This is a genomic window from Streptomyces pseudovenezuelae, assembly GCF_029892565.1.
Lineage (GTDB): Bacteria > Actinomycetota > Actinomycetes > Streptomycetales > Streptomycetaceae > Streptomyces > Streptomyces pseudovenezuelae_A.
In genome coordinates, this window is record NZ_JARXVH010000001.1 from 799,869 (window position 1) to 817,470 (window position 17,602).

12 protein-coding genes are annotated in these 17,602 nt (G+C 72.7%); all 12 read right to left on the bottom strand.

Going from position 1 to position 17,602, the window contains the following annotated elements; all coding sequences use genetic code 11:
* Positions 1-153: 153 nt before the first annotated feature.
* Entirely contained in the window at positions 154-2,355 is a 2,202-nt protein-coding gene (locus M2283_RS03590) for an ATP-binding protein (protein WP_280874458.1), read from the bottom strand.
* Positions 2,356-2,487: 132 nt separating this feature from the next.
* On the bottom strand, positions 2,488-4,251 hold the full coding sequence (locus M2283_RS03595; RefSeq protein WP_280874459.1) for a hypothetical protein: 1,764 nt from the start codon (positions 4,249-4,251) through the stop codon (positions 2,488-2,490).
* Complete coding sequence (locus M2283_RS03600; RefSeq protein WP_280874460.1) at positions 4,248-4,778, bottom strand: hypothetical protein; 531 nt, start codon at positions 4,776-4,778, stop codon at positions 4,248-4,250. Before M2283_RS03600 ends, M2283_RS03595 begins: the two co-directional genes overlap by 4 nt.
* A gap of 2 nt (positions 4,779-4,780) precedes the next feature.
* On the bottom strand, positions 4,781-5,920 hold the full coding sequence (locus M2283_RS03605; RefSeq protein WP_280874461.1) for a hypothetical protein: 1,140 nt from the start codon (positions 5,918-5,920) through the stop codon (positions 4,781-4,783).
* Positions 5,917-7,965, bottom strand: a complete 2,049-nt coding sequence (locus tag M2283_RS03610) for a hypothetical protein (protein ID WP_280874462.1) — start codon at positions 7,963-7,965, stop codon at positions 5,917-5,919. The genes M2283_RS03605 and M2283_RS03610 overlap by 4 nt, the downstream gene beginning before the upstream one ends.
* Positions 7,966-7,967: 2 nt before the next feature.
* On the bottom strand, positions 7,968-9,290 hold the full coding sequence (locus M2283_RS03615) for a hypothetical protein (RefSeq protein WP_280874463.1): 1,323 nt from the start codon (positions 9,288-9,290) through the stop codon (positions 7,968-7,970).
* A 10-nt stretch (positions 9,291-9,300) separates the two neighbouring features.
* Positions 9,301-11,325 carry a phage tail protein gene (locus M2283_RS03620; protein WP_280874464.1) on the bottom strand — a complete coding sequence of 675 codons (2,025 nt, stop codon included), beginning with the start codon at positions 11,323-11,325 and terminating at the stop codon, positions 9,301-9,303.
* Positions 11,322-13,370: a putative baseplate assembly protein gene (locus M2283_RS03625; RefSeq protein ID WP_280874465.1), complete on the bottom strand. Its 2,049-nt coding sequence runs from the start codon at positions 13,368-13,370 to the stop codon at positions 11,322-11,324. Before M2283_RS03625 ends, M2283_RS03620 begins: the two co-directional genes overlap by 4 nt.
* Positions 13,367-15,313, bottom strand: a complete 1,947-nt coding sequence (locus tag M2283_RS03630; RefSeq protein ID WP_280874466.1) for a baseplate J/gp47 family protein — start codon at positions 15,311-15,313, stop codon at positions 13,367-13,369. Before M2283_RS03630 ends, M2283_RS03625 begins: the two co-directional genes overlap by 4 nt.
* Positions 15,310-15,723 carry a GPW/gp25 family protein gene (locus tag M2283_RS03635; RefSeq protein WP_280874467.1) on the bottom strand — a complete coding sequence of 138 codons (414 nt, stop codon included), beginning with the start codon at positions 15,721-15,723 and terminating at the stop codon, positions 15,310-15,312. Before M2283_RS03635 ends, M2283_RS03630 begins: the two co-directional genes overlap by 4 nt.
* Positions 15,720-16,421 (bottom strand): phage baseplate assembly protein V, encoded by a 702-nt coding sequence (locus M2283_RS03640; protein ID WP_280874468.1) that lies wholly within the window; start codon positions 16,419-16,421, stop codon positions 15,720-15,722. The genes M2283_RS03635 and M2283_RS03640 overlap by 4 nt, the downstream gene beginning before the upstream one ends.
* Positions 16,418-17,599 (bottom strand): phage late control D family protein, encoded by a 1,182-nt coding sequence (locus tag M2283_RS03645; protein WP_280874469.1) that lies wholly within the window; start codon positions 17,597-17,599, stop codon positions 16,418-16,420. The genes M2283_RS03640 and M2283_RS03645 overlap by 4 nt, the downstream gene beginning before the upstream one ends.
* Between the last annotated feature and the right edge of the window lie 3 nt (positions 17,600-17,602).

Sequence of the window (17,602 nt, forward strand, 5' to 3'; positions counted from 1 at the left end):
CCACGGCGTTGCTCATCGCCGTCGGGACCACGACCACGGGTGCCCGGGGCTGTGGAGCGATCCCGGCGGTGGTGTTCTCGCGAGCCGTAGCCGGCGGCACAGGCGCCACCAACCGGTGCAGCGAAAGCGGCGGTTCAGTAGGCAGCATTCGTGTCACCCCTGGGATCCGTCGTCGAGCAGGTGGGCGTGGGGGCCGAGTTCGGCCGGGCGGAGGAGGCGGGCCTCTCGTTGGAACTGGCGGGCCACGCCTCGTACGACGTGGCGCATCCCGATCGTAGCGCTGTCGCCGTCGGCTGCCGCCAGTGCGGCGGTGCGGGCCGCCGCTGTGATGCCCGCGCCCGTCATGTCCAGGCGGGCCAGGATCTCCAGGTCCATGTCGGGGGCCAGCGGGGCCTCCGGGGGGAAGGCCAGGCGCCAGAGTCTGCGGCGTTCCGGCGCGGCCGGGCGGGGGAAGTGGAGGACGAAGTGGAAGCGGCGGGTGAACGCCGGGTCGATGTTGTCCTTGAGGTTGCTCGTCAGGATCACCAGGCCTTCGCTCGCCTCCAGGCGTTGCAGGAGGTAGCCGACTTCCAGGTTGGCGTAGCGGTCCGTGCCGTGCTTCACCTCTCCGCGCTTGCCGAACAGGGAGTCCGCCTCGTCGAAGAGCAGTACCGCGTGGCTCTCCTCCGCCTGTCGGAACGCCGCCTCCATGTTCTTCTCCGTCTCCCCCACCCACTTCGACACGACCTGGGCGAGGTCCACCTTCAGCAGTTCCAGGCCCAGCATGCCGGTGACGATCTCCGCGGACATCGTCTTTCCGGTGCCGGGTTCGCCCGTGAAGAGCGCCTTCACCCCACCGTGCGCCGTGTGGTGGGCGAAGCCCCATGCCTCGGCGATCCGGGGCCAGGCGCGGAAGGCCGAGGCGATCTCCAGGATCTGGTTCAGCTGGGCGTCGGGGAGGACCAGGTCGTCCACGGTGCGCCGGGGCATGATCGACTGGACGCCGCTGCCGCTGCGCCCGCGCGTGACGGTGGCGATGGCGGGTTCGACGTGGCCGGAGACCGGTTCCGGGCTGCCGTTTCCGGCCAGGCGCGCCCCGGCGCCCGCGACCGACGCCACGGCGCGCAGTTCCCCGCCGCTCATCCGGTAGCGGGCGGCGAGGTCTTCCAGCAGAGGGCCGTCCAGGTCCGGAAGCGCAGCCGACCACATGGCTCGGCGGTCCCCCAACCCCGGTGTGGGCACAGTGAGTTCGGCGTACGCGCGGGCGGCGAGCAGGCCTGCCGGGCGCCAGGGTTTGAGGCCGGTCAGGCACACCGGTACGCGAGAGCGGAGCAGCGCCGCCGACACCAACTCGGCCTGCCCGCCGCGCGGTTCACCGTGCAGATCGTCGGTGGGAATCCACAGCACCGCGCCCAGCGCGGCGGCCGTACGCAGATCTGCCCCGGGGTCCGCGGTCAGCCGCCGCAACGGTGCACCCGCCGCTCGGGCCAGGGCCTGTACGGCGTCGAGCTGACCGTCCGGCGGGCATCCCCACAGCCCGGCGAGGTCGATGTCGCCGGAACCCAGCGCGCGGCCTAGGCGGGTGAGGTGGTCCGAGGACAGGTACGAGGACAGCACGCGGGGTTCCGGCTCCATGACCTCGCCGGGATCGTGGCCGAGCAGACCGACGTCGCCGCCCCAGCCCAGCAGGAACTCCAGCACACCGGACCCGAGGACCAGTTCCTGGGAGAGTTCGACCGGGGCCTCACCATGGGCGCACAGAAGGCCGTACCGGCGCAGGGGCCCGGTCGGTCCGAGGGCTCGGCGCAGGGCGAGTCGGGCCGCCGCGCTCCCGTGGCCCTCCGCAGTCCCGTGGCCCTCCGAGGTCCCGGGGCCCTCCGCACCCACCACGTCTCCCGTATCCCCCGCGATCCCCGCACCCACCCCGCCGACCGCACCCACCGTGACAAGCAGTTCCACGCTCGGCAGCCGCCGGTTCAGGTTGTCCACGATGTAGGCGTAGATCCGCTCGTATCCGCGGTCCAGTTCGGGCGCGGCGACCAGGAGCAGCGCGTCCTGGTCGGCGCGGGTCAGGCCGAACCTGGTGGCGAGCGCGTCCAGCGGCAGGGTGCCGCCCTCGGCGGACGCGTGTCGCCTGAGCAGCCGTTCGGCCTCCGGCTCGGGCCGCGCCGGTGCGTACGGTCCCGCCATGGCCTCGGTCAGGTCGTGCACTTCGTCGAGGAGGACCCCGACCTGTTCGTCGGTCACGCAGTACGGCGTGAGGTCCGGCCGGGTGAGCCTCGCGGCGATCCGCGCCTGCCGCTCGACGGCGGCGCGCAGCGCCCGGTGCAGGTCGGCCAGCCGGATCCGCAGGTGTTCGACCGCCGGCTCACCCATGCCCGTCACCCACCCGTGGCTCACTCATGCCAGTCCCCCGCCCACCCGTCGTATCACCCGAGTCCGTCCCCCGTCCCTCCCACGGATCACCCATGCCCGTCCCCCGTCCCTCCCACGGTTCGCACATGCCCGTCACCCGCCCGAGAACGTCAGGGTCCGGCCGTCCAGCCACACCACGTCAGGCACGTCGGGCAGCAGCCCGCCCCGCAACAGATCGGCATGCCGTCGCCCCAACGGGACGCGCACGCGGACCGCATGGGGCTCGAATCGGACGGTGGCCTCCAGGTCCGCGAAGCGGCTCAGGGACAGCAGCGGATGCGGTGTCTCGCGCCCTTGCCAGAGTGTCCAGGCGATCGTGGACAGGCCCAGGGTCGCGGCGAGGGTGACGGTGTGCTCCAGGTCGCCGTCGTCCGCGAGCGGTACCGCCCTCCGTTCCACGGCCAGGGCGGTGACCAGGTCCGCGAGCCGTGCCGCGTGGCCGGGCAGCTCCGCGGCGAGCCGGGGATCCGGCCGTCCCTCCCCCGGTCCGTGGCCGGACGTCCACAGCGGGGTGCGCCAGGGCAGGCGCGTCGCCGGGTCTCCGCGCAGTGGTCGTACTGCGGTCATGAACGGCACGCCCGCCACCGCGAGTTCGCGCAGGGTTCCGGGTGGGAGGGGGCCGTCGCAGATCAGTACGGGCGGACGTCCGCACGCCTGCCAGTACGGCAGCAGTCGCGCGGTCTCCCCGGCCCAGGCGATCGGGAACATGCCCTGGGCGTCGACGAGGAGCAACCCGTCGTCGACGCCGGTGACCAGGAGTGGGTCGGCGGGGTCGTGTCCCCGGCACACCGAGAGCGCCAGGACACCGTCGAGGAGCGGGAGCGCGGGACGTACATGCCTCGCGAAGTCGGTGAGCCGCTCCTCGGGCACGGGCGGGTCGAGGCCGGCGAAGACGGCCGCCGCTTCCCGGTCCTGCTCGGCGTGGCGCCAGCCCCGTGCGGTCGCGCCCAGCACCTTGTACGCCAGGGCGGCCGCGAACAGCGGTGCCTGATCGGCGAGTTCAATGCCCGCCAGAGCCGGCCCGATCGCGTCGAGGTAGCCGATCCGCGCCAGCGGCCCGGCGAGCAGGAAGGGCAGCGCCGAGCACACCCGAACCTCGCGCGCGGCGGTGCGGGACACGGATGTGCCCTCGGTCGCCGGGGACGGTGACTCAGCGGTGCGGCCGCCCTGTTGGTCCGAGTGCCCCACCGCGTCAGCGAGTCGGGCGATCTCCTCGCGGTCCGCCGACGCGAGGTAGTCCGTGAGGAGGTCGGTCAGGGACGCTCCGGGCCGGACATCGCGCAGTGGCTCGGGCAGTATCTCCGTCGCCCCGGCCAGGAGGTCGCGCCGGGCGAGTTCGGCGAGCAGCCGCCCGGCCGACGCGTCGTCGTCCCCGAGCAGGGCGAGCAGGTAGACGCGGAGCGAGTGGTCCGGGAGCAGGGCGAGGAGTGCGTCCAGTTCGTTCCGTTCGGCGAGTTCGGCGAAGAGCGCGGCGGCCGGTGGCGCCGACCACCGTGGCCGTGTCGGGGACAGGGCCTCCTCGAATGACACCGGTTCCGCGGGGGGCGGGTCGGCGGGGAGTTCCGCCACGGATGCCGGCGCGACATGGACCTCGAACGTCGTCTCGCCCCGCCCTGACCAATCGGGCCTGCGCGGCCGGACGGTGACGGTCACCGGCTCGGCGATCTCCACGTCCGGGCCGTCGCCCGCCAGGTGCTCCGCGAAGTGGTCCTCCAGCGCCTCGGGGAGAGCGTCGACGACCTGGCGGACCAGACCGCGTGGATCGGGCCCCCAGCTCCACCCACCGCGCCGGACCACCGTCATCGTGCAGCGGTGCACCTCGATCTCTCCGGCGGTCCGGGTGGTGGGTGCGCTCATGCCACTTTCACCCTCTCCAGACGACCCGCCCAGCCGACCACCAGCACGAGCACTCCGTATGCGGTGTCCGCGGCGAGACTCACCGCCAACTTCGCCTCAGTCCCCCCGGCGGGGATCTCGCCGGCGAGAACATGGGTGGCCTGGTGGTCGGAGACCAGTGCGACCACCGGGGTGGGGGCGGTTGTGTCGAAGGGCACGGTGACGGTGAGCTTGTCCGTCGTCAGCTTGAGCTCGTTGTTCCACGACGGCAGGTGCAGCAACTTCGGTTTGGGCTTCTCGTCGGACCCGAACTCGACCGCGTAGGCCAACGGTTCGGCGAGCGCGCCCGGTTCGTCGTCCACGGCCGCCACGGCGAGCTCACGGGCGTCGACCGGAAGGGTCGCGGTGCCGTCCGCGCCGAGGGAGACCCGCAACGGCAGGGCGGGGCCGACGAGTTCGGCCGCGTCGTTCGACGCGCTCGCGCCGGTGAGTGCCACCGCGCCCAGGACGTGGCAGGTGTCGACCGCGTACACCACGGAGAGCGCCATCGTCAGCCACCGCCGTTCGTTGCCGAGACCGTCGCCACGACCAGGAAGTCGACCGCCCCCGGGCGTTCGACGACTTCGCCCGGGCTGTTCACGGGGTCGTACAGGCGCGCCCGGCACCTCACCCGCAGGTCGCCGTCCACCGTGGCCTCCGCGGGGATGTACAGCACCGATTCCTCCAGGGCGGGCGGGGTACGCGCGGCCAGGTGGACGTGCACGACGACCCGGCCGTCGGCGACCTGCTGTGCCGTGATGCCCGCAGGCAGCGGCAGCAGCATGCCGTCGGTGGCCGTCCCCGACGTCACCAGGGTGCTGCCCGCCGGCATCGTGCCCTCGAAGCTGCCCGCGATGGTCAGGTTGCCGTTGGCCGCCATGGTCAGCAACGGGTCGACCGTGCCGCCGCCCTGGTACAGGCCGAAGACCAGACTCGGCCGGTCGCCGCCGGACAGCACGATCGCGGGCTTGCCCTCCTGGGCCTCCTGGCCCGTGCGCAGGGTCAGGGAGCCCGACTGGGCCGAGACGATGTCCGCGCGCACTCCGGAGAACCGCACCGGAACCCCGCGCGCCTCGGTCTCGACGTCGCTGAAGTGGCCGCCCGCCCAGCGGACGTAGCCCAGCAGGATGCGCCACACGGCCGGTGGGGCGGCCAACTGGGCGCCGATCGCGGGTGGTTGCTGCTCGGCCACCGTCCGCTCGTCGCCGAGTCGCCCGAAGGAGATCTCGTACGAGTCCTCCACCCGTGTGCTCGCGCCGGTACCGCCGCACGAGTCCGGGCGCGCGGACGTGGCCGGTTCCCGGTCGGCCGCGGCGAGGAAGACCGGATAGGGCTCTTTCTCACTCGGGTCCGCGCCGTTGACCTCTTCGAAGTCGCTCTCCCGCAGCACGACCGGGTCGGTGAGGACCACCTCGCGGCCGGTGCCGTCGACGGCGTACCCGGGCGACACCCGCACCTCGACGTACCGCGCGTTGGTCAACGGGTCGGTACGCGGTTCGGTGGCGAGGGCGAGCCCTTCGGCGACGCCCCACTCGTGCAGGTGCCGGGCGTGCCGGGCGGACTGGCCGCGCGCGTACTCGACCGTCGCCGACAGGTCCGCGGCGGCCAGCACCTGGCCCTCGTGGAACGCGGGGCGCATCGGGCCCGTCATGGTGTCTCACCGGGCTTCCTGGTACGGGAGGACCGGGTCCGCTTCGCCGGGGGTTTGGCGGGAGCCTTGGCCGGCTCGGCGGTTGGGGCGGGCTCGGTTGACTGGGCGTCGTCGCCCTGCGGTGCGTCGCCGCCCCGTGGCGCGTCGTCGCCATGCGGTGCCCCTTCGAGCTCCTCCAGCCGGGGTCCGAGCCGCTCCGGCAGCTGCTCCGCCACCTGGCTCACCTGCTGCTGTGCGTTGCCCAGTTGCGCGCGTAGTCCCTCCAACGCCGCGTTCAGATCGGCCACTTGCGTCCTGACCATGGCCAGTTCCTGCATGCTGTCGGTCACTTCGCTGGGGGTCGTGTAGACCTGCTCGTGCAGAGCCTTGGGCGGGGTCTCGCCGGGGGCCCGGGTGAGCAGCAGGGAGAGCATCTCCTCCAGGTCACCGGTGCGTGGCCAGTCGTCGAGCAGTCCTTCGACGTACGGACGCGGCACGGGGCCCTGCGACGGGAGTTCCGGCTTCCGGTGGCACGGCGGGGGCTCGCAGCACAGCCGCTCGGCCAGTTCCCGCAGCCGGTAGAGCTTGGGCAGCCACTCCCCGTACGCCGATCCGCCCGGCAGCACCTGTTCCCGGGTGGCGGAGCAGATCCGTACAACGTCACAGCCCTTCAGTTCGACGTACGCGAGCAGGACGTCGGTGTCGGTGCAGTCCCCGCACGGCGGGTTCAGCGTGGCGCACGCCGCGTCGGTCACGAACCTGCGTACCGCCACGGACAGTTCCGCGGCCGCCTCCGCGATCTGCTGCAGCTCGGCGATGGTCGCGGTCTCCACGCTGTCCGGTGGTGGGGGCGGCAGAAGCGGTGGTACGTCGACGGCGGCTACGTTCTTGCGCAGCGTGCAGTCGGTGAGGCCGGGGCTCTGCTCCAGGCGGCCGAGGAGCCACTCCCGGATCAGGCTCAGGTCGGCGCGGAACTCCACCCGCAGCGCGTGACTGAGCGGTGTGCCCTGGGCGATCAGGCGTACTTCCAGCTGCGCGTCCGGGTCTCCGTTTTCCGGTACGACCCGCGCCGCGGTCTCGGTGACCACCGCGCGGGCGATGGATCGGCGCAGCGGATCCGGCCACGTGGCTTCCTCGTCGATGCCGCGCAGCCGGTCGCACGCCGAGCCCAGCGTACGGCGGGCGTCCTGGACCGACGCGAGGTCCTGGTACTGCTTCTTGAGCTGGCCCTGCCCGTTCGCGTCGTAGGTGTCGAACCGGGCGACGGCACTGGCCAGCGCGCGGACGTGCTCCGTCATCTCGCGGGCCGTGGCCGGTGGCAGTGCTCCCTCGCCGCCCGCGTTCTCGCTCAGCCAGGCGAGGGCGGCGGCGTACCGCTTGGCGTCGGAGGCGTCGAAACGGAAGGTACGGCCGGTGCCGGCGGACGCGGCGAACAGGGCGTCGACGTAGTGGCCGAGCCGTCGGTCGCGGCTGCGGGCCTGGTCGGCCCGGACCAGATTGCCAATTCCGGCGAGCAGTTGGGTGCCGGGGTTGTGGCGATGGTCCTCGAAGTCACCGCCCTTGACGAGGAACCGGAAGCCCTCCTGGACCCGGGAGGGGACGCACCCCGGCGAGGGGCAGGGCTCCTCCGTGGCGTACGGCGCCACCGGCTCGACCGGCAGCTCCTGGTACCGCACGAAGAGGCCGTAGCGGCGTGCGCCGTCGTCGTCGCAGGGCTCCTGGCAGTCCACGCCGTGGCCGCTGACGCGCTGCTCCTGCACCAGGGCCCGCACGTCGACCTGTTCGGTGCAGGACACCACGATGTCGTTGCCCGCGCAGTCGAGGGCGTGCCCGGGGTGCACCGCCACGGTTCCGCCGCCGCAGGGATCGCAACTGACGCCGAGTCCGCAGATCACTCCCGGACCGGACAGCGAGCGGTTGTGCAGTCTGCCCTTCGCGGTCATGTAGTCGACGAGCAGGCTGAGGTCGTCCTCGGTCAGCAGTTGTCCTGCGAAGAAGCGAGGTCGTACGAAGGCGGAGGTACGGGTGGTGTCGCCCCCGCAGCCGCATCCGCAGTCGGTTCGCATGATCAGCGCTCCTTCACGAAGAACCAGCTCTCGAAGACGTCCCCACCCAGACCGGTGCCGGACGTCCAGGGCCCGATGCCGGACGGCGGGATGTCGCAACCGCCGTGCCTGGCCGCCCCGTCGGAGTCGGTGGAATCAGTGGAATCAGTGGTACCGCCGGTCTCGGTGGTACCGGCCGCGTCGGTGGCGCGGGTGTCCGCGTCGATCTGCGGTACGCGTCCGCCCACGTGGGTGCCGTCGACCGGGCGGCAGCAGCGGTCCAGGATGAACGCGGTCCGGACGGTGATCATCAGCCGGTCGCCGTCCTGCAGCGACTCCCGCGTCGTCTGCCGGTGCTTGAACTCCCGAGTGAACTCGCAGGACTTGTCTGCGGGTTCGGTGAACTCCCCGCCCATGTACCAGGTGGAGGCGTTACGGCCGCTCCCGCCCTCGATCACCTGGAGATCGACCACGCCACGCTGCAGCGAATCGGTCCGGATGTCGCCGGAGAAACGTACGACCAGCCCGCCGCCCTTGTCCTGGGTGCCGAGCAGGGCCTTGGCCTCGTCGATGGTGTAGGTGTGCCCGTGGATCCAGTTCACGCCGGTGATCACGGTGGGCACGTGCCGGCCGAACGGGCGGCGGACGTTCATGTGGATCCGATCCTCGCGCACCGGCTCGTCCAGGTCGGCACAGTCGATCCTGGCCAGCCAGAGCACTTTGTGCTCGCACGGGGAACAGCAGGTGTCGCAGCGTTCGTCCGCCGGGGGCTCGCACCCGGTGACACGTACCGTGAAGCACTCCTCCGTCCAGCCGTACTCGCACTCGGAGGTGTCCGCGCACGCGTCGTTGTAGACGGCCCGGGTGGCTTCCACGGCCCGCTCGGCGTACTGGACGCCGATCCAGACCGTGTCCGTGTCCCGTTCCTCCCGGGGCAGTGCCTTCCACAGGTCGATCACGCAACCGCCGCGCACCACGACCTCGTTGCCGTCGCAGTCCACCGCTAGACCGGGCGTGATCCGCACCTTGGCCCTGTGCCGGGTGCGTTCCGTCTCCGTGCCGTCCTGGCCGGAGTGGCCCGACGGCTCGGCCTGCTCCGCCTGTTCGGCCTGTTCGGTCTGCTCTGTGTGGCCGTCCTCGCCGTGGTGCCCCACCGGCTCCACGAACAGGCCGCACACCACGCCGTACCCGAGCAGACAGCGCATGCGCAGCTTCAACTTCTCGCGGTGGTACTCCTGTTCACGCTGGAAGTCCCTGGCCCCCAGCATCTGGCCGTGGAAGTACCGCAGCCTGCGCAGTGGCGGCGCGTCGAACTCCGCCGACCGTCGCGTCCCTGTCTCCGTCATCGCTGTCCTCTCACCACACCTGCGTATGCACACCGACGGCGGAGACGATTCCCGCACCCACTCCTCGGCGCGTCCCTCTCGGTCCTGGTCCGATCACCCCGTCGCGGCCCAGCCGCAGCGGGTGTTCGCCGCCCAGTACGGGCGGCGGCAGTGGTACGAACGCCGTGTCCACACCGACCGTGGACCGCGAGCCGACCACGAAGCCCGCGCCACCCGTCCGTACCGAGCCCACCGTGTGTGCCGGTGCCTGCCGCTCCACGAGCCGCCGCAACGCCTGCTCGTCCGCCGTTCCGGCGGGAAGGAGCACACGGAACCGGTGCGCGTGCGCGGTGAGCGGGTCGGTGTCCGGCGCCCCGAACGCCCGCAGGGGCGCCGCGCCCAGCGCCGAGCCGTCGAGCCGGAACCGGCTCGACGACCGGCTGAACAGCCGCACGGCGCCGAGGCCAGCCCCCTTGGACTGCTGGGCCTGCTGGGCCTGCTGGGCCTGCTGGGCCTGCTGCGGCTCCTGGGAGCCGACCGCCTCGCGCAGCCACGCCCACCGGCGGTCCGTCGCCAGCTCTTCGATGACCGGGTTCACCCCGAACACGATGCGTACCGCTTCCCGCAGTGCCCATGGGGTCCCCCGGCGCCGGTACAGGGCCGGAGCCGCCGCCAGCAGCGCGCGCCGGGTCCCGGCGTCCCAGCCGGTCTCGAAGGACAGGCCCAGCAGTCCGGCCAGCCACGGCAGCACCCGGTCCGGGACGCCGGACGGGTCGAGGAGCGCCGGGTACCGTTCGATCACCCGGTCGAGGTCGGCCAGCGAGGCGTCGAACAGCGACAGGAAACGCTCGGTGAAATCGTCGGCCGCGGGGTCCATGCGGTAGGCGGGCGGCAGGAGTTCGGCACTGGTGGACCGGGGGAAGTCCAGGCGGATCCGGCGTACGACCGGAGTCGCGCCGCCGTCGCCGGACAGCCGCAGTCGCAGTCGCAGGTAGCGGCCGGGCGGCTGGTCGACGAGGAAGTCGGTGACCCCGGGGGGCGAGGCCTGCCAGTCGGTCTCGTCGTACCGGCCGTCCTCGGACACCACGATCTCGACCGCGACCGCCGTGCCGGTCGGCACGTCGGCGTCCACACGCACGCGGTGCCAGCGGCACCGTGAGATGCCGCTGTCGATCAGGCCGGTGAGGAGGAATCCGTCGGTCACATACGGTGCCGTTGCCGTCGGTGGGGTCTGCCGCGGTTGTCCCTGCCAGGTGTGACAGGTGGTCACGGCGCCGTCCGGGCCGTCCTCCCGCAGACAGAACCCGTCCTCGTCCGCCGAGACGAGCGCGGAGGGCGGCAGGGCCGCGGCGAGTTCGTCCACGGTGGCGGTGCGGAACGCGCCCTGCCCGCGCCCTCGGCCGACACTCCGGTAGATCCTCAGCAGACCGTCGTCGTCGGTGAGCAGCCAGACCGTACGGCCCGCTCCGGTGCGCAGCCCGACGATCTCTCCTTGCGCGCCGGTGCGCAGCAGCCCGCGGAAGGCACCGGTCGAGTCGAACCGGCGCAGGTCGGTACCGTCCGCGCAGGCCACGAGGACCTCGTCGCCGGGCGCGAGCGCGGCCCACCGGGGCTCGTCGACCCTGATCACACCGGCGAGTTGCGCTCCCTCACGGCGCCACACCAGGACCCGGTCCCCGTCCACCACGGCCAGCCGGTGTTCCCACGCGGCGACGGAGACGGGTTCGCGCAGCAGGCCGGGGTCGCACCGGGGCGGCCATACGGCGGTCCACGTGCCCGTGCAGGCGTCGCGGCGCAGCAGGCCCGGTCCGTCCGGGACGAGCAGGTACCAGGAGCACGGACCGTGCCCCGGCGCGAGACGACGGTCGGGGAACCACGGCAGCAACTGCGCCCTGGTGGGTCCGTCCGGCGCCGGGCCGCTGTGGGCCAGCCTGATGCCGGCCGGGTCGTCGAACCCGACGATGCCCTCCCGTCCCGGCTCGCCGCCGGTGGGCTCCTCCCAGCCGACGTAAGCGTCGAGGAGGCGGAAGGTGGCGGGGTGCGGGGTGCACGTCATGTCCGGTCTCCTACCGGGATCAGCAGCGGGCGTTCCGGCCAGACGAGGGTGTGGGGCGGGATCGTGTGGTCGGCGCAGGCCGGCTGCCGTATCCCGTCGACGACGAGCGAGAGCCGGGAGACGGCCAGGACGCCGTCGGCCGCCAGCAGCCGCCGGACCAGTGCCGTGTGCCGCAGCGCGCCGCCGAACGGCCAGCCCGCGCCGTTCTCCCCGCCGGTGAGCGGATCGAGGTAGGTGCGCACCGCGTCGCCCGCCCCGGCCAGGACAGTGGCCCGGTCGAGGCCCGGGTCGAGCACGACCCACGCCTCCACGGCGACCCTCCGGTACGACGCGGGGGCGGCGACCACCGTGACCCCGGCGGGGGCGACCTCGCGGGTCAGGAACTCGGTGACGGCCCGCAGGGTGGCGGCGGTGGGAACCGGTGCCTCGCCGGTGTCGTCACCGGGCGGTACGACGAGGACTCCCACGACGCCGGGGATGGGTACTCCGGCGAACTCGGGGTGCAGGCCGGGCACGCCCTGGGCGCGGGCCACCGACGCGCCGGGCGCGCGCACGGCGAGGAGGCCGTAGTCGGCCGGTGCCACGGCCCGCCCCCGGGCGCGCAGTTGGCCGACGCCCCGGCGCATCGCGTCCGCGTCGGGCTCGGCGTCCGCGCCGCCCGTGGCCGGGAAGGGGTTGTTGACGCCGGTGACGAACGGCAGCGCGGTCACCACCGAGTTGATGGCACCGGCGCGTACGGCACCGGCGCTGCCGCCGCCGACCCGGTAGCGCACGGCCCGTACGTTGCGGAATCCGGGCGGAACGGCCATGCCGTTGACGCCGTCCCCGAAGGTCACCTCGCCGCTCTCGTGGTCCACGGTGAACACCGGGTCGTCGGCGCCGTACTGGGCCAGGCTCTCCACCTCCCGCCAGCGGGAGGACGTGCTGGACGTGGTGCCGGTCGTGGTGCCGAACACGTCGCCGCCGGTGACGTCATCGACCTCGATGACGACCGACCCGGCCAGGATGGGGGTCTGACTGAGCGTCATCCGCCGCAGGCCGCTCGCCCCCGGGCTCTGGACCGGCTGCAGCGGCTCGTCCCTGATCGTGCGGGCGGCGGTGGCCGCGACCGTGTTCAGCCGCAGTCCGGACAGCACGGGCGCCGGTCCACCGAAGGCGCCGTGCGCGATCTGCAGCCGCAGCCAGCGCAGCAGCGGCCGTGGCCGGGAACCGGGCGGACTGCCCGGCTCCCACGAGCGCGGGACCCGGAGTTCCACGGTCCCGTCGGCGCTCAGCCCGGCCGTGGAGTCACGTACCAGTTCGGCGGGCACGAGCCGGGTGCCGTCGAGGACATCCCAGCGCAGCAGGGGTGCGGAGGGCAGCGGAAGGGGTGTCGGGCCGCCGGAGTCCGCGGGGGCGGGGGCAGCGGCGGCGACCACGAAGCCCAGCGAGAGACGCGGGTGGGGGACGGCCGTTCCCGCGAGGCCGATCCACAGGCCGTTGCCGGGTTCCGGGTCGCGGCCGAACGGCGCGAACGGGCGGCCGGGACCGGCCGGTCCCAGCGGCAGGTCCTCCAGCGTGCCGCCCTCCTGGGCGGCGAGTGCGGCGAGGGTGGCCGGGGTGGCGTACAGGTCCTGGTCCGTCTCGTAGACGACCCGGCCCGCCGGCGTCGAGGCCGCGCTCTGGAAGCCCGCGGGGACGAGCACGGAGGCGCCGTCCGGCGGGTTCACGGTGAACTCCAGGAGCGCGGCCGCCGCGCTCGCGGGCCGCCGTCGCACTCCCGCCGTGGCCAGGTGCTCGGCCAGTATCTTCTCCGGCAGCCGGTTGACGCGGGAGAGCACGGGCTCGGCCTGGGTTCCGAAGAGGCGTACGAGCGCCACCCCGGCGTCCTGGCGGTCGGGGTCGGTCCAGTCCGGGGTGTAGCCGGCGATCCGGCCGCGTACATCGGTGCGGACGGCCTCACGGGTCGCCTCGACCAGTTCCGGCTGGACTCCGGACGGTCCGGGGCCCGGTACGAGGTCGCCCTCGGTCCGCGCGTCCTCCTCCCACCACACGTCGCCGGTCATTCCAGCCCCTCCCCCGGTTCGACGGCGGGCACGATCCGGGTGCGGACCGACCGCAGCACGGGCAGTTCACCGGCGCGCAGCCGCACCTCGTCGCAGTCCTCGTCCGGGTCGGCCCCGTCGAGGCCGATCGCCACACCGGCGACGTCCGCGAGGTCTCCCAGGGCCCGCTGGGCGGCACGCAGCACGGCCGAGGGGCGCAGTGCCTCCCCGAACGGCCAGCCGTCCTGCTCCTCGCCGCCGACGAGCGGGTCGAGGAAGCGCCGTAGCGCGGAGGTGACCGCGGCGGACACGCGAGCGCGGTCGGCCGGGTCGCCCGACAGGTCGACGCGGAGCGCCACGTCCCGGTAGCGGGGCCCGCGCACGAAGACCTCGGAGGTGAGCAGCCGGGCCTCGTCGAGGCGGGCGGCGACCGCGCGCAGCATGCCCGGGTCGGGCTGTGGCGCCGCGACGAAGTCCTCGCGGTCGGGGTCGGTCCGTTGCGCCGACGGGACGATGTGGACGGTCACCGCGCCGGGCACCAGGTCGCACGCGAATCCGGCGTGCTCCCCGAGGGACGCGTAGGCGCGGGCGACGGCGACACCCGGAGTCGTACGGGCGAGGGTGACGAAGTCGTCCGCGGTGACCGCCCGGGTCACCTCCCCCAGGGAGGCGGCCGCGCGCTGTCGTGCGGCGGTGACCGTCTCGGGGTCCTGGCCGCCCTCGGCCCGTACGAGGCTGGCGGCCGTGACCGCGAGGTCCGCCGGGGTGTCCGGGGCCGCGACCCAGTTGTCGGTCAGGCCGCCGTTGCCTTCCCGGCCGCCACCGAGCACGTAGTTGACGATGGCGTCCGGGTCCGGCCGGGGGATGCGCCCGGTGAGTCCGTCGCCGAAGACCACCGCGCCTTCGGTCCGGTCGACCAGATGGATCCGGTCGGTCGGCGCGCCGAAGGTGAAGTCCGGCACCGGCCGCCACTCCTCGCCGGCCAGGCGCACGGCCGCTTCGAGGAGACGTCCTGCGGCGTCCGGCAGCACGAGATGCTGGCCGGGGAGTTTGAGCCACCCGGCGATCTGCTCCGCCAGGTCGACGCCCCGTGCGGTGAACCTGCGGCGGTGGCGGGCGACGGAGACGTTGACGGCGAGCCGGCTCAGGCGGGGCGGTGCCGCGTAGGTCGCGGCCGAGGTCGACACCGTCACGCCGGTCTCCTGGGTGGACCAGCCGGCGGGCGGGTGCAGGCGGACGACTCCGGAGCGCCTCAGTCCGGCCGTACCGTCCTCGACCTTCTCGAACGGACCCGAGAGGCCGGAGTCCGGCCGGAACCAGGACCAGGTCAGCTCGGCGGGAGGTGGGACGTCGGCGACCGCGGTGGGCAGCCAGGACGCCACGGACGCGGCGGAGGCGTCCAGTTCGAACAGGAGGCTGATCGGGCCGGGTGCGGAGTGCTCTCCGGTGAGCGGCAGGGTGAACCGGGCCCGGGCCGGCGCGCCGTCGCTCGCGAGGAGTGCGACGCCCCTGCGGGCCCGCAGGTCCGCCGTGCGGTCGCGGTCGGTCCACACGGTGATCCCGCCGCTCTCGGCGAGTGGGAGGACGGTGACGTCGTCGTCGAGGGTGAAGACGACACTTCCCATCTGGTCCCGGGTCAGCGCCGTTCCGGCGGGCACGACCGGAACGTCCGTGCCCGGCCGCGACGCGGACAGCCGCAGCACCGTGGCCGCGGGTCGGGCGGGTCGAGGCGGGTCGAGGCCGAGCAGGCGCAGGATGGCGACGACCAGGGCGTCCGGCACCTGGTCGAGCCAGTACAGCCGCTGTTCGAGGAGATAGGCGAAGAGTTCGAGGAGGGTGACGCCCGGGTCGACGGGGGCGTGCAGCGTCCAGGTGCCGTCCGACTCGGCGGGGATCCGGCGGCGGATGGCCGCCATCATGTCGGCCCAGGTGAGGTCGTCCAAGGTGGGCGCGGGCAGGGTCATGGCGTGCTCCCCGTGGGGCCGGTGAGACCGACGTAGAACGGGAACACCAGGTTCGCCTTGGTGTTGCTGCGCCGGATGCGGTAGACGACCGAGACGGTGACCTGTGACTCGTCGGCCGGGTCGGCCTCCGCACGGACCTCGTCGAGTTCCACCCTGGGCTCGTGGGTGCGGACGGCCTCGGCGATCGAGTTCTCCAGGTCGCGCAGGTTCTGCACACTGCCCGGAGCGAACACCAACTCCGGTGCGCGGGTGCCGAGTTCGGGCTGCATCACGCGCTCGCCGCGGCCGGTGAGCAGCAGCGCCCGCAGACAGTGCTCGATGCTCTCCTCACCGACGGCGTAGCCCAGCCGCCCGGCCTCGTCGGGCAGGATCGGAAACCGCCAGCCCGTACCGAGGAAGTCCTCGCTCATGCCGTCCTCGCCTTCTTGGCCAGTACGTCGGCCGTGAGCGGTATGGCCGGCGGGCCGGTCGGCCCGGCGGAGGACGGATGGGTGTGCGTGTTGAACGCCTTGAGCAGCGCGTTGCCGAGCACGAGCGGTTCGGTCGCGCCGGCGCCGAGTTCGATGGAGGAGGAGTCGACGGTCACCTTCGGCGCCTTGAGGGTGATCTCCCCCTGCGCGGACACGGTGACGCTGCCGCCCTCGGCGGCGGTGATCCGGATCTCCTTGCCCTGGTCGTCGAGTTCCACCACGTGTCCGGCGGCCGAGGTGACGCGTACGGCGGCCTGGGAGACTGCGTCGTCGAAGAGGATCTGGTGGCCGTGCTTGGTCCTGATGACCTTCTGATCGCGTCCGTCGGTACGGGCGGTCGGCGGCTTGTCCTGGCCGTTGTAGAGACCGCCCAGGACGACGGGGAACCGCATGTCCCCGTGGACGAAGGCGACGAGCACCTCGTCGTCCTTCTCCGGGACGAACACGGAGCCGTAGCCGTTGCCCGCGTACAGCTGGCTCACCCGGCACCAGTCGGTGACCGTGGTCCCGTCGAACCAGGGGAACTTCAGCTTGACCCGGCCCTCGTCGTCGCCCTCGCACTCCACGACGAGCGCTTCGACGACACCGTAGAACCGCTTGTCGGTGCTGCGGGACCGTGGTGTGGTCCTGGTCGTCACTGGTCCCCCTGGTGGATCCGCCGGCCGGTGAACTGAGTGAAGAAACCACTGGTGTTGAGGGTGTGCTCGACCCGTTTGACGAAGTACGTGCCGGAGAAGCGGCGGCCGAGGCCGTAGATCTCCAGGTTGTCGCCGGGCCTCAGTTCGGGCAGGCCAGCCACCTTGCCGGTCGCGGTGATGAACTCGTACGCACGCTCGCGCAGCAGGCTGATCGCCAGTTCGCGGGCCTCCTGGTCGCTGGTGACCGGTGCGTCGACCATGACCTCCTGGCGGCCCTGCGCCGCGGACTCGGCGGCCTGCGGCCCGCTCTGACCGTCGGCGGTGTTCTGTCCGGCCGGGAGGTTCTCGGCGGTCGCGGTGAACGCGATCGGCTGCTTGGTGCGGGGGTCCCAGCCTCGTACGGTGACCTTGCTGACCTGCTGGGAGACCGTCAGCGTCGGGGTGAACTCCATCAGGTTGGGGATCAGCCCCGCGGGCTGGCCGGTGGGGCCGGTGGACAGCCCGGGTGCGTAGGCCAGCCGGTACACCCGGATGGGGCGGCCGTCCCGGCCGTCGGTGGGTTTGATGAAGTACAGCTTGTCCTCGCCGGTGACCGGGTCCGGCAGCATGTAGCAGTCGAAGTCGAGCCGCTTGGCACGTTCCAGCAGGAAGCTCGCGTCGTCCTGGTTCTTCTGCACCACGCGGTCGTGGACCGGGCCCTCCTCGGTGACCTCGATCCGCAGGTGGTTGCGCTGGGCGATCTCCTGGGCGATCTCCCAGTCCCGCTTGTCGAGGTAGATCTTGGTCTCGTTCTCGGTGGGCTTGCGGTCCTTCAGCCGCAACAGCCCGTCGACACCGCTGACCGAGACGGTGGGCGACGATCCGTCGGTGAACTTCGGGCTGAGCGTGGAGATGGTCCCGGTGGCGACGGTGAGCAGCTGGTCGGCGTAGCCGAGGCGGACCGAGACCCGGCAGCCGAGCCGGAAACTCGGCGAGTCGCTGTGCTTGAACCTCAGGTTGAGGTCGTCCCAGTTGTTCAGCGTGAGGTCGAAGCCGGACATCTCGTCGATGTCCCGGTTCACCTTGATGTCGATGATGTCGTTCTTGGTGGACGGATCCATCTCCAGTCCCTCGATGCGCACCTCGAACTCGGGCGCGTACCGGTCGGGGGAGGCGACCTCGGGCGTGGGAGAGCTCATCGC

Excerpts from the sequence above, each read along its gene's own strand:
- M2283_RS03590 (WP_280874458.1), bottom strand. The coding sequence starts at position 2,355 with ATGGGTGAGCCGGCGGTCGAACACCTGCGGATCCGGCTGGCCGACCTG.
- M2283_RS03645 (WP_280874469.1), bottom strand. The coding sequence starts at position 17,599 with ATGAGCTCTCCCACGCCCGAGGTCGCCTCCCCCGACCGGTACGCGCCC.
- M2283_RS03605 (WP_280874461.1), bottom strand. The coding sequence starts at position 5,920 with ATGACGGGCCCGATGCGCCCCGCGTTCCACGAGGGCCAGGTGCTGGCC.
- M2283_RS03635 (WP_280874467.1), bottom strand. The coding sequence starts at position 15,723 with ATGAGCGAGGACTTCCTCGGTACGGGCTGGCGGTTTCCGATCCTGCCC.
- M2283_RS03610 (WP_280874462.1), bottom strand. The coding sequence starts at position 7,965 with ATGCGAACCGACTGCGGATGCGGCTGCGGGGGCGACACCACCCGTACC.
- M2283_RS03620 (WP_280874464.1), bottom strand. The coding sequence starts at position 11,325 with ATGACGTGCACCCCGCACCCCGCCACCTTCCGCCTCCTCGACGCTTAC.
- M2283_RS03615 (WP_280874463.1), bottom strand. The coding sequence starts at position 9,290 with ATGACGGAGACAGGGACGCGACGGTCGGCGGAGTTCGACGCGCCGCCA.
- M2283_RS03595 (WP_280874459.1), bottom strand. The coding sequence starts at position 4,251 with ATGAGCGCACCCACCACCCGGACCGCCGGAGAGATCGAGGTGCACCGC.
- M2283_RS03625 (WP_280874465.1), bottom strand. The coding sequence starts at position 13,370 with ATGACCGGCGACGTGTGGTGGGAGGAGGACGCGCGGACCGAGGGCGAC.
- M2283_RS03600 (WP_280874460.1), bottom strand. The coding sequence starts at position 4,778 with ATGGCGCTCTCCGTGGTGTACGCGGTCGACACCTGCCACGTCCTGGGC.
- M2283_RS03630 (WP_280874466.1), bottom strand. The coding sequence starts at position 15,313 with ATGACCCTGCCCGCGCCCACCTTGGACGACCTCACCTGGGCCGACATG.